The sequence below is a fragment of the Marinobacterium aestuariivivens genome (genome assembly GCF_042661465.1).
GTDB classification, from domain to species: domain Bacteria; phylum Pseudomonadota; class Gammaproteobacteria; order Pseudomonadales; family Balneatricaceae; genus Marinobacterium_A; species Marinobacterium_A aestuariivivens.
This window is the reverse complement of sequence record NZ_JBHSWE010000001.1, coordinates 5558600-5571382: the sequence shown is the minus strand read 5'-3', so window position 1 is coordinate 5571382 and position 12783 is coordinate 5558600. Positions and strand designations below refer to the sequence as shown.

The following is a 12783-nucleotide window of genomic DNA, read 5'->3' as shown; positions in this document are numbered from 1 at the left end:
AGCGGCTCTTGCGAGGCGCTGGTTTTTCTACACGTCAGGTTACGTTAGATAACCTGTACGTTCTCCGCCTGCGGGCCTTTCTGACCCTGAGTGACGGTGAACTGTACTTTCTGGCCTTCGGCCAGGGTACGGAAGCCGTCACCAACGATAGCGCGGAAGTGTACGAATACGTCCGGACCGTTGTCCTGAGCGATGAAACCGTAACCTTTTTCTTCGTTGAACCACTTAACAGTGCCAGTAGTAGACATTGTGCTGAACTCCATAAGGACTTGTTTTTACGTTATGTCCGGCAACTGTCGTCAAGACGGCCCCCGGACGGGTCTAGCTGAGAAATGCAGGTATTCCGTTATGAAGATCAGACGAGGTACTACTAAGAGGAACTTCGTGTGTTGACATCAAACTGGAGCTGTATTTCAAGCTTGGTAAGGAGCATAGCGAATTCCGGGGGAAGTCAACAGGATTTGTCGGCCTTGTGGCGATATTTGTACGTGCTTCAAAAAAGCTTCATCAAGCTATTGCCGCGACCCTGCCGGATACCGATAATTCCTCGCTTGTCCAGAGCTGAAAGGCCCGTCAATCGGGCGTCAGACCTGTTTTTACAACTGCTTCTCATTCCCGGCCGGCGCTCTGGGTCACTGGCCGTTTCCCGCGGAGAAACTGGCTTGAAACTGGCAATATTGTCCCGAAACCAGAAGCTGTATTCCACCCGTCGCCTTGTCGAGGCCGCCAGGGTGCGTGGTCACGATGTGCAGGTGGTCGATGTGCTCAGTTGTTACATGAATATCAACATGCAGCAGCCTGAGATGCATGTGAAGGGCAGGGTGCTGCCGGACTTCGATGCCGTCATTCCCCGCATAGGTGCCTCGGTCACCTTCTACGGCACGGCGGTGCTGCGGCAGTTCGAGATGATGGGGACCTACCCGCTGAACGAATCGGTCGCGATCTCCCGCTCGCGCGACAAGCTGCGTTCGATGCAGCTGCTGTCGCGCAAGGGGATCGGCCTGCCGGTCACCGGTTTCGCCAACAAGCCGGCCGATATCCCGGATCTGATGGCGATGGTCGGCGGTGCGCCGCTGGTGATCAAGCTGCTCGAGGGTACCCAGGGCATCGGCGTGGTGCTGGCCGAAACCGGTCAGGCGGCCGAGAGCGTGCTCGAGGCTTTCATGGGGCTCAAGGCATCGGTCATGGTGCAGGAGTACATCAAGGAAGCCGGCGGCGCCGATATCCGCTGCTTCGTGATCGGTGACAAGGTGATCGCGGCGATGAAGCGCCAGGCCAAGGCCGGCGAGTTCCGCTCCAATCTGCACCGTGGCGGTTCCGCAAGCCTGGTGCGACTGACGCCCCAGGAGCGCAGCACCGCGGTGCGGGCGGCCCGGACCATGGGGCTCAATGTCGCCGGTGTCGACATCCTGCGCTCGAACCATGGCCCGCTGGTGATGGAGGTCAACTCCTCGCCGGGACTGGAGGGTATCGAGTCGGCCACCGGTCTCGATGTGGCCGGCAGCATCATCGCGTTCATCGAAAAGAACGCCCGCAGCCACCGCACCCGCACCCGCGGGCGGGGCTGAAATCTACCTCCCCGGGGGTGTTGTCGCTCAAGGGGCATTGCCGCAGAATAGACTGCACATTCAGGGAGGCGGGGGCTGTCAGGGTTGACCGGCCGGAGCTCCCGCGCACAGGAACCGCAGCATGCAGAACCATCCGTTACGCGACCAGATCATTGCCGAGGTACACGCCCGGCCTTTCCAGCCCATGTGCGCCCCCTGGCGCTGCTTCAGGTCGCCATTCTGCACGATGGCCATGCGCCGGAAGATATCGACCGCGTGGTACGCAGGCTCGGGCGGCAGGCGGGATATGACCTAGATCCGCAGGCCCGTGGCTTCTTTTATGCCCACCAGGACCAGACCGCACTGCGATACGAACCTCACAGCGAATTCTACAGCCTGACGCTCTATCGTTTCGGTGATACCCGGGTGCCGGCGCTGCCGCCCGAGTGGCGCGAGCAGCTCCCGGGGGCCTTCCTTTGCGGCGTGGAAGTTCTGTTTCGCCAGGAAGCGCCGGATTTCGATGGCTGGGTCGAAGACCTTTTCAACGGTGTCCAGATCAGCGGTTCGGACGTCATGGGGCACAGGGCGTCGCTGCGTACCGATTTCCGTGTCCACGAGGATTCCGGCTACAACCGGGTGCTGCTCGAGGACCGCGGCGGCATGACGCTGTTCCAGGCCGGTCGGTTGCTGCAGCGCATCTGCGAGGTCGAGACCTACCGCCATATGGCACTGCTGGCGTTGCCGCTGGCGCTGGAAACCGTGCCCCGGGTCACCGAGCTCGACCAGCAGCTGGCGGACATGGTCGAGCAGATGGCGGTGTCCGACATGGATCCGGCGGGTCTGCTGCAGCAACTGATGGGGCTGGCGGCCCAGGTCGAGTCGCTGTCGGCACGCACGGCCAACCGGCTGTCGGCAACCGAGGCCTATTTCGCGCTGGTGGACCGGCGTATCGCCGAGCTGCGCGAGGCGCGCATCGAAGGCCTGCAGACGGTCGAGCAGTTCATGGAGCGGCGCCTGGACCCGGCGCATCGTACCTGTCGTTCGACCGGAGAGCGGATCGAGCGGCTGTCACGTCGCATCTCCCGCTCCACCGACCTGATACGTTCCCAGGTCGATCTGTCGATCGAGAACCAGAGTCGCGACCTGCTTCACGGCATCAATCGCCGTGCCCGCAGCCAGTTGAGGCTGCAGGCCAAGCTCGAAAGCTTCACGGTGATCGTGGTGACCTATTACGCCTTCGACCTGATCGACCGCACGTTGCGCAACGTGCTGGAAGACCACAGCCTCGAGTCCCGAGCCAGTCTTGTGCTCAGTGCCTCGGTGCCGCTCATCGCGCTGGTGCTGTTCTGGTATGTGCGCCGGCTGCTCAAGGGCGTCGACAAGGACGATTGACGTAGGCGGCAAGCGGACCGGCCCCTTTCAGGTCAGCGTAGGGTGGCAATAAGCGGAGCGAATTCCACCGGTGTTCGCAGCCTGCCTCGAAGTTTGAGTGGCTTGGCTTCGCGGTTATCGGATGTCGCCGGTGGAATTCGAGCCTTCGGCGCTCATTCCACCCTACATTCTAGCGGGCCGCAGAGGGTTGTTCGGGGGCATTGTCGGGCTTTCCGTTGCCACTTCCGCCACCGGTTCCGCCGCATCCTGGGCGGCGTGGAACAGCTCTTCGGCCGGGAACTGTGCCGCCGGCTGCGGTACGAAGGCCATTTTCTCCCGCGCCTGACCCGCCACCACCGACTGGTAGATCGCGAACAGCATCAGCAGAAAGACGCAGCTGCCGGTATAGGCAAACAGCGCCGCCGGGCCGAACTGGCCCATCAGGGCGCCGCTTATCAGGGGGCCGCCTATGGCGCCGAAACCGTAGCCGACCAGCAGGCCCGACGAGGTCTGCATTAACTGGCTCGGATCGCTCCAGTCGTTGACGTGGGCCGATGAAAGCGAGTAGATCACGAATGCCAGGCTGCCGTAGGCGAAGACGGTGCCATAGAGCCACCAAATCGGCAGGTCGAGACGGGTCAGCACGATCATCGACAGACTGACCAGCAGGGTGCCGAAGCTGACCGCCGCCAGTACCCTGCGTCTTTCGATGCGGTCCGACAGCCGGCCGATCGGAATCTGCAGAAAGAGACCGCCGAAAATCCCGCACATCATGAAAATCGAGATCTGCTGCACGCTCAGGCCAAGGTCCTGGGCAAAGATCGGCGCCATGGCGAAGAACGCCGAGTTGATGGAGCCGGCGCAGATCGCGCCCCAGAAACCCGCCGGGGCTGTTTTCAGCAGCGGCTTGATGGTGAGCTTCGTCATCGGTTCGGGGGCGGGTGCCTCGGAGCGGGTCAGCAGCAGCGGTACCAGGGATAGCGAAAACGAGATCGAGGCCACGGCGAAGAGATCGAAGTGACCCGGGTCGGAAAACGACAGCAGCAGTTGACCGATACCGTAGGCCAGGTAGTTGACCACCATGTAGAGTGCCAGGATGCTGCCCCGCGTCTGGTTGGTCGCCCGGGCATTGAGCCAGCTCTCCGTGACGATGAAGAGGCCGGCCAGGCAGTAGCCGTCGACATAACGCAGCAGCGCCCATATTTTCGGGTCGATCCAGAGCATGTGGACCAGCGGTGACATCGACAGCACCGAGGCGAACGCCGCGAAGGCGCGGATATGACCGGCGCGCTCGATCTGTTTGGGCGCGAAGCGTGCGCCGACGAACATGCCGAGGAAGTAGCAGGCCATGAGCAGGCCCAGCGTCTCGACCGAAAACCCCTCTATCTTGCTGCGCAGACTGGTCAGGGTGGTGAAGAGGCCGTTGGCCAGCAGCAGCAGGCCATAGCTGGAAAAAAGCGCAGTCAGGGTGCGGGCGGTTGCGAACATCCGTGCAAAATATCCGGCGGTAACAGTGGAATGGAAAGGGGCTGGGCCGGCAGGGGAAGCGGGCCCGGGTGGCCGATTCTAGGGCGGAAATCGGCGTAGAGGCTGTCGTTATGCGACTTCTGTCGATGCGGATGCGACAGCCGGGCCGGGCCCGGCTGTGCGGTCTCGACGGTCAGGCGTTGCCCAGGGCCTGGGCGTGGAAACGCAGGTGGTCGTCGATGAAGCTGGCGATAAAGAAATAGCTGTGGTCGTAACCGGGCTGCAGGCGCAGCTCCAGCGGGTGGCCGGCCGCTTCGCAGGCGGCCTCGAGCAGTTCCGGCCTGAGCTGCTCGGCCAGAAAGTCGTCCGCGTCGCCCTGATCGACCAGCAGCGGCAGGCGCTCGTCCAGCTCGCCCCTGATCAGTTCGCAGGCATCGTAGCCGGCCCAGCCTGCACGGTCATCGCCGAGGTAACCGCTGAAGGCTTTCTGGCCCAGGGCATTGGCTCGGATGGCTGATCGGCGAGAAGGCCGAGACGGAGGCATAGCGTCCCGGGTTTTTCAGTGCGCAGACGAGCGCGCCGTGCCCGCCCATGGAGTGGCCGCTGATGCTGCGTTTGGCGGTCACCGGGAACTGGGCTTCGATCAGTGCCGGCAGCTCGGCCGTCACGTAGTCGTACATGCGGTAGTGATCGGACCAGGGCTTTTCGGTGGCATTGAGATAAAAGCCGGCGCCGCTGCCGAAATCGTAGCTGTCATGCTCGCCGGGGAGGTCGAAGCCGCGGGGGCTGGTATCGGGGGCGATCAGGACCAGTCCGAGTTCGGCGGCCATGCGTTGGGCGCCGGCTTTCTGCATGAAATTTTCGTCGGTGCAGGTCAGGCCCGAGAGCCAGTAGAGGCTGGGGCAGGGGGTCGACTCCGCCTGCGGCGGAAGATAGACCGCGAATACCATATCGCAGTCGAGGGTTTCGGAGCGGTGGCGATAGCGTTCCAGCCAGCCGCCAAAGCAGCGGTTGCGTGCGATGCGTTCCAGGCTCATGGCGTATATCCGGATAGTCTGTACAGGGAAGGCAAAGGGTCCCGGGGGACCCTTTGCCGCGGGGATCAGAACAGGATGACGGAGCGGATGCTCTTGCCTTCGTGCATCAGGTCGAAGGCCTTGTTGATGTCGTCCAGACCCATGGTGTGGGTGACGAAGTCGTCGATGTTGATCTGGCCGTTCATGTAGCGGTCGACGTAGCCCGGCAGTTCGGTACGGCCCTTGACGCCGCCGAAGGCGGTACCGCGCCAGACGCGGCCGGTGACCAGCTGGAACGGACGGGTGCAGATCTCCTGGCCGGCGCCGGCGACGCCGACGATGACGGACTCGCCCCAGCCCTTGTGGCAGCACTCCAGCGCCGCGCGCATCAGGTTGACGTTGCCGATGCACTCGAAGGAGTAGTCGACGCCGCCGTCGGTCAGCTCGACGATCACTTCCTGGATCGGGGCATCGTATTTCTTCGGGTTGACGAAATCGGTGGCGCCGAGCATGCGGGCCATCTCGAACTTGTCTTCGTTGATATCGATGGCGATGATGCGCGAGGCCTTGGCCAGCACGGCACCCTGGATGACGCTCAGGCCGATGCCGCCGAGGCCGAATACGGCCACGGTCGAGCCCGGCTCGACCTTGGCGGTATTGAGCACCGCGCCGATGCCGGTGGTGACGCCGCAGCCGAGCAGGCAGACCTTGTCCAGCGGGGCTTCCTTGTTGATCTTGGCGACGGCGATCTCCGGCACCACGGTGTACTCGGAGAAGGTGGAGGTGCCCATGTAGTGGTAGATCGGCTTGCCGTTCAGCGAGAAGCGGGTGGTGCCGTCCGGCATCAGGCCCTTGCCCTGGGTCGCGCGGATCGCCTGGCAGAGGTTGGTCTTGCCGGACTTGCAGAACTTGCACTGACCGCATTCCGGGGTGTAGAGCGGGATAACATGATCACCGGGCTTGAGTGACGTTACGCCGGGACCCACTTCTTCGACCACGGCACCCCCTTCGTGGCCGAGGATCGCGGGGAAAATGCCTTCGGGGTCGTCACCGGACAGGGTGAAGGCGTCGGTATGGCAGACGCCGGTGGCGACCATGCGCAGCAGCACTTCGCCCTGTTTCGGGCCGGCGACGTCGATTTCTTCGATCTGCAGGGGCTTGCCTGCTTCCCAGGCTACGGCGGCACGGGACTTCATAATCGTATCCTTTATCTGTATTGCGGGAGTCGTGACAGTCACCGGTGCGAACCGGTGAATCGGGAGCTCCGGTAAGTGTAGTGTACCGGGACGAGAGTCTAGCCAGCCGGGCCGGGCAGGTTAAGGCTCGAGACGGCACAACATTCTTGCTCAGCTGCAATAATCGGCGAAAGAGACCTGTGAAATCAGCGCTGAATCGGCTATCCCGGCCATGGCGCAGACGATAGACTGGAGGTTCTGACAAAACGGCAAGGAGCGATCAAATGATCAAGGTGGGTGACGATCTTCCGGCGGTGACGCTGACGCGTGTAACAACAGAGGGCAGCGAGCCGGTGCCGGCAGCAGAGCTGTTTGCGGGCAAGCGGGTGGTGCTTTTCGCGGTACCGGGTGCCTTTACACCGACCTGCTCGAAGGCACATCTGCCGGGCTACGTGGTGCAGGCGGATGCGTTCTTCGACAAGGGCATCGACATGATTGCCTGCCTGTCGGTCAACGACGCGGCGGTGATGGCGGCCTGGCAGCGCGACCAGAATGCCGACAGGATCACCATGCTGGCGGACGGTGGCGCAGCCTTCACCCGGGCAATCGGAATGGCGCAGGATACCGGCGATTTTGGCGGTGTGCGCTCGAAGCGCTACGCGATGCTGGTCGAGGATGGCATCGTCCGGGCACTGAACCTGGAGGCGCCCAAAGAGTTCAAGGTCAGCGATGCGCAGACGCTGCTGGCGCTGGTCTGACTGCGAAGGGCGCGGCGTTGGGTGTTGCCAAAATTGACCGGGATCAATGTTGGCGGCTAAGGCGTCGGGGCCGCGACGGGAAAATTGAGCTGCGTCAAGTTGACGGGCCGGGATTGGGAATAACCTCGAGGCAAAGGTAACAAGCCGTACGAGAGGTGATTCCCATGTTTGGTATAGATGCATACAGCGCAGAAGTTCTGATTCCGAGTGTCGTCGGGGTGGTGGCGATGGCCGGGGTGATGGTCTGGGCCTTCATCAAGGTGCGTCACCTGATGAACGAAGACAAGCGCCATTGAAAGTGGGCGCCTTGTCCGCGTTCCGGTAATCAAGCGACTATACTCGAGGTCAGACCCCGGTCCGATCGCGTCTGCGGAGGTACGCCGGGGCTGATCCGGTCCGTGTTCGGCGTCTGTTTGCTGTCACGTGCAGTCAGCGAGGAGACCGGCCTCAAGGAGAGAACCTGATGCGCAGGCTGTCAGGACAGCGTTTGCTCGAGGAGCGCGGGTTGCCCTATTTCAGGGGTGTATCCACTTTCGGGGCGCTCAGTGACCCGACCGTTTTGCATCTTGTCCGCTCCGGCGAGGTGCTTGAACTGGAGACAGGCGAGGTCCTGTTCGAAGCCGGCGACGGGTCGGACGGTTTCTATGTGATCCTTCAGGGCCATCTGGCCTTCTTCAAGTACCACCAGGGCCATTACGCCTTCATCCGCAACTACCAGTTCGGCGAAAATATCGGCTTTGTCGGCATGATCGCCCTGCATCATCGCATCGGCCGTGCCCAGGCCGAAGGCAAGGTCATCGTGCTGAAGGTCCCGGTGAGCCTGTTCAACGAGCTGTACGAGCGTGATACCCGTGAGTTCGCGCTGCTGCTGATGAACCTGGCGCGGGATATGGCCCGAGGCATACGTGCAGTGGACAATATTATTGTCGAGCGCGCCCATCCGCCGGGGGACGGTCCGCCTCAGTTGCTCTGATCGGCGCGTCGGATCGTCGGTAAGCGTTTGCTCGTCCGGTAGCCGGGGCCGGATCGCCGGATCGGGGGCCGGCTCCGATGCGATCCGGACCCCGGCCGCAGGTGGCCGCGGCCGGGGTTTCGCTTACCACATAAGGTCGTCGGGGATTTTATAGTCCGCATAGGGGTCGTCCGGATCGGTTTCCGGCTCCGGCGTGATGCGGATCACCAGCCCCGGATCCTTCGCTTCGATACGGGCGGCGACCTCGTCGGCGATCAGGCCGTAGCCCTGCTCCAGGACCGCCACGGCCAGCTGGCCACGGCACAGCTGTGCATGTTGCTTGCGGTCGAGATGCAGCGTCTTGATGACCCGGTTGTGGACGAAGTTGTAGTCCAGCGGGCCTTCTTCCGGCGCGCGGGTGGCGTGTTGCTCAAGCAGCTGGCGGGCCTCGGCCAGGGCTGCACGTTGCGCTTTTTCCTCTTCCCGCTGCTGGTTCAGTGCCCGGTCGCGGGCCTGTTTCTCCTGCCGCAGACGCTCGAGGTCGGACTGAATCGCCGCGCTGTTGTCCTCGACCTCCTGGCCGGACTTGCGTTTCTTCGTCTGCTTGCGTTTGGTCTCTTTGGCCTTCTTTGCCTGTGTCTTGTTGGCCAGCCCCATGTTCAGAAGCTGATCCTGTAGTGTGCCCGCCATGTCGTCGCGACCCCTGATCTGAAAACAGTCGCACTATACCATAAGCCGGGCCCGGGAAGAGAGCCGCGAGGCTGCCGTGCCGGGCAGGGCTGGTGTAAGATGAGGACGCCCGGGCGACTGGTCCCGTGGATCCTCTGCCGATTGATTCTGCTACTGGAGACTGGCTGTGCCCGAGTTGATTGATCTGATGCCGGCGCTGGTGGCATTGACGCTGCTCTCGGTATCGCCGGGAATCGATACCCTGCTGACGGTGCGCAATGCCGCCCGTGGCGGCGTGACCGACGGCGTGGTCACCAGCTTCGGGATCTGCTGCGGTCTCTTCGCCCATGCGGTGCTGTCGGCACTGGGCATATCGGTGATTCTGCTGCAGTCCGCCTGGCTGTTCGAAGGCCTGAAACTTGCGGGCGCGGCCTACCTGATCTGGCTCGGCTGGGGCAGTCTGCGTCGGATTCGCCACAGCCGCAGCGATCCGGGCAGGGCGGTGCGGGCGGTGGCGCCGGCGCGGGTATCCCGCTGGCGTTGCTGGCGGGAGGGGCTGCTGTCCAACCTGCTCAACCCCAAGACGATTATTTTCTACATGGCCTTTCTGCCCCAGTTCGTCGACCCGGCCCATCCGGTGCTATGGCAGGCGCTCGGTCTGGCGGCGTTGCATTTCGCCATCGCCATGACCTGGCAGTCGCTGCTGGCACTGCTGACCTGTCGGGTACAGGGCTGGGTTCGCCTGCCGGGCCTCAGGGCCTGCTGTCATGGCATCACGGGGCTTGTGATGATCGCGCTGGGTGTGCGTCTTGCGATGGCAAAACTTTAACGGAGGAGACAAAGATGCGGTTGGCGGTTTTTTGCGGTTCGGCCGACGGGCGTTCCGGCAGCCGGTACAAGGAAGCGGCATATCATCTGGGGCGGCTGCTGGCCGAGCGCAATATCGAGCTGGTCTACGGCGGCGCCCGGGTGGGCCTGATGGGGGCGGTCGCCAGCGGCGCCTCAGTGCCGGCGGCCGGGTGGTCGGGGTGCTGCCAAAGGGTCTTGCCGAACGCGAGCTCGCTCATCCTGAGCTGACCGAGCTGCGGATGGTCGAAACCATGCACCAGCGCAAGGCGATGATGTCGGATCTTGCCGATGGCTTTATCGCACTGCCCGGCGGTGTCGGCACCTTCGAGGAGATTTTCGAGATCTGGTGCTGGGGACAGCTCGGACTGCACAGCAAGCCCTTCGGGCTGCTCAATATCGACGGTTATTACGACAAACTCATGGAGTTCGTGCTGCATAGCCGGGAAGAGGGCTTCGTGCGGCCGCAGTATGTCGAAATGCTGCTGATGGCCAGCGAGGCCGAAACCCTGCTCGGTGCCTTCGAGTCCTACGAGGCGCCGGCGGACAAGTGGAGCTGATCCATAAGGTTAGGCGTTACGCGTGACGGGTTCCGCGATGACGGCTTTAATCCTTGGTGCTTGACCCTTAACGGGACAGTCGGTAGTAGGATGGGTGGAGCCGCGATGACCCACCGTCGTCGGTGTGCAGCGGATTTAACGTGGCGCAACCCATCAATAGTGAAAAACGCGCTCCGGGAAGCGCGTTTTTGCATTTCGAAGGGGGATCGTAGCGCTTACTGCTTCACGCCTTCGATATTCAGATCCAGGTAGACCACCTCGGCGGCCGGCCCCAGATTGTAGTCGATATCAAAGTCCTTCAGCTTCAGCTCCGCGGTGCCGTGGAAGCCGGCGCGGTAGCCGCCCCAGGGTCTTCGCCTTCGCCGATCTGGCTGACCTGGATCTCGACCGGCTTGGTGACGCCGTTCAGGGACAGGTCGCCCGCGAGCACGCCACCGCCGTTGCCGTCGGTGGTGTAGGCGGTGCTGACGAAGCTCACCTTCGGATTGTTTTCGACATCGAGGAAGTCGGCGCTGCGCAGGTGCTTGTCACGCTCGGCGTGGTTGGTGTCGACGCTGGCCGGATCGATCTCGACCTGGACGCTGGCCGCATTCGGATTGGCGGCATCGTAGCTGAACTGGCCGCTGAATTTCTCGAAACGGCCGGTCACGTAGCTGAAGCCCAGGTGGTTTATACGGAAGTTGACCGAGGCGTGGGCGCCCTGGGTGTCGATGGCGTAATCGGCGGCGTAGAGCGGTGCCGCGGCGGCCAGCAGGCCACCCAGTGCAAGGCCTTTGACGAGCTTCATCTTCATGTTGTCTCCTTGGTGATTCCGAACATTCGTTTGAGGGTTGCGTCTTTGTCGAGGAAATGGTGTTTCAGGGCCGCCAGCGCATGCAGGCCGGCCAGCGCGATCAGTGCCGTGGCGCTCCAGTAGTGGACCCATCCTGCGATATCCTCCTGGCCGTCGTACTGCAGCGGCGAGGCGGGTACCTGGAACCAGTCGAACACCTCGATGGGGCGCCCGTCCGCGGTCGAGATCAGGTAGCCGGCGACCAGGGTCACCAGCATCAGCAGGTAGAGCAGACCGTGCGCGGCACCGGTGGCCAGTCGCACCAGCGGGCCATGGCTCGCCAGCGGGCGGGGCGTGCGGTCGCCGATTTTCCAGGCCAGGCGCAGCGCCAGCGCGATCAGCACCAGGATGCCGATGCTGCGATGCAGGTTCGGCATGGTCTTGTATTCCGGGTCGTAGTAGGTCAGGTCGACGATATAGAGTCCGAGCGCATAGAGGCCGATGATGGCGATGGCCATCAGCCAGTGGATGCCTATCATCATCCAACCGTAGCTCTGGGCGTCGTTTCTGAGTCGGGTCGTAATGGCCATGATCCCTCTGATATTGAAGCGATATCCGAATCGGGACAGTTAGTCTTCGATACCGGCAAAACGTTCAGCCTAATGTAGGGATTCTGTGGGAATGCGTCTAATGCATTGTTATGATTACCGCTATGCACAAACCGAATCTACGCAAGATCGACCTGAACCTGCTGGTGATACTCGAGGTGCTGCTCGAGGAGCGTCACGTGACCCGTGCCGCCGAGCAGCTGGAAATGAGCCAGCCCGCGGTGAGCCGCGCGTTGCAGCGGTTGCGGGAGACCTTCGACGACCCGCTGCTGGTCAAGTCGATGCATGGCTACGACCTCAGTGCCCGGGCCGAGGAGCTGCTGCCGGCGCTGAAAGGGGTACTGCAGGATCTCGGCCAGCTCATCGGCCGGCCCGGGTTCGATCCGGCCAGCTCCAGTGCCCAGGTGCGGGTCGCCTGTCTGGATCTGGAGGGTGCGCTCTTCCTGCCGAAGCTGCTCGAAACCATGCGTCGCGAGGCGCGCCAGATGCAGCTGGATATCCACTCCCAGCCCGGCGACCACTTCCGTCTGCTGCAGCAGGGCGATGTCGATTTCGTCATCAGCGGTCTTGGTCCGCCCCAGGGCGAAGCTCAGATCAACCGGGTGGCGCTGGCGACCACCCGGGTGGTGTGCGTGATGAGCCGCGGTCATCCCCTGGCACGACAGGCGCCAAGTCTCGACGACTACGTTTCGGCGAGTCACGGCTTCGTGTCGATGACCGGGCGCGGCGTCTCGGTGATGGACAAGCTGCTGCGCGGGCACGGCCTGAAGCGCGATGTCGTCGTCCGCACCAACAGTTTTCTGACGGTGCCGGAGTTCTGTGCCGGCACCGACCTGCTGTTTGCGTTGCCGGAGATCGTCGCCGAGCGCCTGTGTCGGGACGGGCAACTGGTCATGCAGCCGCTGCCGGGCGAGCTGGCCGAGCGGGAGCTGAAATTCTATCTGTACTGGCACCAGCGCAATCACCGCGACCCGATGAGCCAGTGGGTGCGCCGGCAACTGGCGGGCGTGCCCGGTCCGGCTTTCTGAGTGGCTTCGGTGCT

Annotated in this window: 14 protein-coding genes and 2 pseudogenes; 9 read left to right on the top strand and 7 right to left on the bottom strand. The window is 62.9% G+C overall.

All coding sequences use genetic code 11. The annotated features are described in order from the left end of the window. Positions 1-44: 44 nt before the first annotated feature. Positions 45-248, bottom strand: a complete 204-nt coding sequence (locus ACFQDL_RS29255) for a cold-shock protein (protein WP_379912328.1) — start codon at positions 246-248, stop codon at positions 45-47. Positions 249-662: 414 nt separating this feature from the next. On the opposite strand from ACFQDL_RS29255, the gene rimK reads away from it, so the two are divergent. Then, a complete protein-coding gene (gene rimK, locus ACFQDL_RS29250; RefSeq protein ID WP_379912326.1) occupies positions 663-1568 on the top strand; it encodes a 30S ribosomal protein S6--L-glutamate ligase in 906 nt (301 codons plus the stop codon). Between the two features lie 121 nt (positions 1569-1689). After that, a pseudogene (locus tag ACFQDL_RS29245) lies at positions 1690-2939 on the top strand (DUF3422 family protein). Positions 2940-3101: 162 nt separating this feature from the next. Here the strand turns inward: ACFQDL_RS29245 and ACFQDL_RS29240 are convergent. The 3 genes and pseudogenes from ACFQDL_RS29240 to ACFQDL_RS29230 form a co-directional block, all read right to left on the bottom strand. Next, entirely contained in the window at positions 3102-4406 is a 1305-nt protein-coding gene (locus tag ACFQDL_RS29240; RefSeq protein WP_379912324.1) for an MFS transporter, read from the bottom strand. Positions 4407-4578: 172 nt separating this feature from the next. Further along, a pseudogene (gene fghA, locus ACFQDL_RS29235) lies at positions 4579-5422 on the bottom strand (S-formylglutathione hydrolase). A 65-nt stretch (positions 5423-5487) separates the two neighbouring features. Next, complete coding sequence (locus tag ACFQDL_RS29230; RefSeq protein WP_379912322.1) at positions 5488-6597, bottom strand: S-(hydroxymethyl)glutathione dehydrogenase/class III alcohol dehydrogenase; 1110 nt, start codon at positions 6595-6597, stop codon at positions 5488-5490. 263 nt (positions 6598-6860) lie between these two features. Between ACFQDL_RS29230 and ACFQDL_RS29225 the strand changes: the two genes are divergently transcribed. The 3 genes from ACFQDL_RS29225 (at position 6861) to ACFQDL_RS29215 (ending at position 8307) form a co-directional block, all read left to right on the top strand. After that, positions 6861-7334 (top strand): peroxiredoxin, encoded by a 474-nt coding sequence (locus ACFQDL_RS29225; RefSeq protein WP_379912320.1) that lies wholly within the window; start codon positions 6861-6863, stop codon positions 7332-7334. Between the two features lie 164 nt (positions 7335-7498). Further along, on the top strand, positions 7499-7630 hold the full coding sequence (locus ACFQDL_RS29220; protein ID WP_379912318.1) for a hypothetical protein: 132 nt from the start codon (positions 7499-7501) through the stop codon (positions 7628-7630). 167 nt (positions 7631-7797) lie between these two features. Further along, positions 7798-8307 (top strand): Crp/Fnr family transcriptional regulator, encoded by a 510-nt coding sequence (locus tag ACFQDL_RS29215; RefSeq protein WP_379912316.1) that lies wholly within the window; start codon positions 7798-7800, stop codon positions 8305-8307. A 123-nt stretch (positions 8308-8430) separates the two neighbouring features. Here ACFQDL_RS29215 and ACFQDL_RS29210 read toward each other — a convergent pair whose 3' ends face one another. Beyond that, positions 8431-8976: a DUF2058 domain-containing protein gene (locus ACFQDL_RS29210; RefSeq protein WP_379912314.1), complete on the bottom strand. Its 546-nt coding sequence runs from the start codon at positions 8974-8976 to the stop codon at positions 8431-8433. 187 nt (positions 8977-9163) lie between these two features. Here ACFQDL_RS29210 and ACFQDL_RS29205 point away from each other — a divergent pair, with 187 nt between their 5' ends. From ACFQDL_RS29205 to ACFQDL_RS29195, 3 genes are read left to right on the top strand one after another with little or no spacing between them, the layout of a single operon-like run. Beyond that, complete coding sequence (locus ACFQDL_RS29205; RefSeq protein ID WP_379913427.1) at positions 9164-9784, top strand: LysE family translocator; 621 nt, start codon at positions 9164-9166, stop codon at positions 9782-9784. A 14-nt stretch (positions 9785-9798) separates the two neighbouring features. Beyond that, complete coding sequence (locus tag ACFQDL_RS29200; protein ID WP_379912312.1) at positions 9799-10032, top strand: LOG family protein; 234 nt, start codon at positions 9799-9801, stop codon at positions 10030-10032. Further along, positions 9984-10361, top strand: coding sequence for an LOG family protein (locus ACFQDL_RS29195; protein ID WP_379912310.1), 378 nt, complete (start codon positions 9984-9986; stop codon positions 10359-10361). The genes ACFQDL_RS29200 and ACFQDL_RS29195 overlap by 49 nt, the downstream gene beginning before the upstream one ends. Positions 10362-10665: 304 nt before the next feature. Here the strand turns inward: ACFQDL_RS29195 and ACFQDL_RS29190 are convergent, their stop codons facing one another. Both ACFQDL_RS29190 and ACFQDL_RS29185 read right to left on the bottom strand, forming a co-directional pair. After that, on the bottom strand, positions 10666-11148 hold the full coding sequence (locus ACFQDL_RS29190) for a YceI family protein (RefSeq protein ID WP_379912308.1): 483 nt from the start codon (positions 11146-11148) through the stop codon (positions 10666-10668). Between the two features lie 2 nt (positions 11149-11150). After that, entirely contained in the window at positions 11151-11723 is a 573-nt protein-coding gene (locus ACFQDL_RS29185; RefSeq protein ID WP_379912306.1) for a cytochrome b, read from the bottom strand. 122 nt (positions 11724-11845) lie between these two features. On the opposite strand from ACFQDL_RS29185, the gene ACFQDL_RS29180 reads away from it, so the two are divergent. Beyond that, positions 11846-12769, top strand: a complete 924-nt coding sequence (locus tag ACFQDL_RS29180; RefSeq protein ID WP_379912304.1) for a LysR family transcriptional regulator — start codon at positions 11846-11848, stop codon at positions 12767-12769. Positions 12770-12783 lie beyond the last annotated feature (14 nt).

Coding starts and splice junctions, on each gene's coding strand:
- ACFQDL_RS29205 (WP_379913427.1), top strand. CDS start 9,164: ATGCCGGCGCTGGTGGCATTGACGCTGCTCTCGGTATCGCCGGGAATC.
- ACFQDL_RS29215 (WP_379912316.1), top strand. CDS start 7,798: ATGCGCAGGCTGTCAGGACAGCGTTTGCTCGAGGAGCGCGGGTTGCCC.
- ACFQDL_RS29180 (WP_379912304.1), top strand. CDS start 11,846: ATGCACAAACCGAATCTACGCAAGATCGACCTGAACCTGCTGGTGATA.
- ACFQDL_RS29210 (WP_379912314.1), bottom strand. CDS start 8,976: ATGGCGGGCACACTACAGGATCAGCTTCTGAACATGGGGCTGGCCAAC.
- ACFQDL_RS29185 (WP_379912306.1), bottom strand. CDS start 11,723: ATGGCCATTACGACCCGACTCAGAAACGACGCCCAGAGCTACGGTTGG.
- ACFQDL_RS29230 (WP_379912322.1), bottom strand. CDS start 6,597: ATGAAGTCCCGTGCCGCCGTAGCCTGGGAAGCAGGCAAGCCCCTGCAG.
- ACFQDL_RS29190 (WP_379912308.1), bottom strand. CDS start 11,148: ATGAAGCTCGTCAAAGGCCTTGCACTGGGTGGCCTGCTGGCCGCCGCG.
- ACFQDL_RS29220 (WP_379912318.1), top strand. CDS start 7,499: ATGTTTGGTATAGATGCATACAGCGCAGAAGTTCTGATTCCGAGTGTC.
- ACFQDL_RS29200 (WP_379912312.1), top strand. CDS start 9,799: ATGCGGTTGGCGGTTTTTTGCGGTTCGGCCGACGGGCGTTCCGGCAGC.
- ACFQDL_RS29240 (WP_379912324.1), bottom strand. CDS start 4,406: ATGTTCGCAACCGCCCGCACCCTGACTGCGCTTTTTTCCAGCTATGGC.
- ACFQDL_RS29255 (WP_379912328.1), bottom strand. CDS start 248: ATGTCTACTACTGGCACTGTTAAGTGGTTCAACGAAGAAAAAGGTTAC.
- ACFQDL_RS29225 (WP_379912320.1), top strand. CDS start 6,861: ATGATCAAGGTGGGTGACGATCTTCCGGCGGTGACGCTGACGCGTGTA.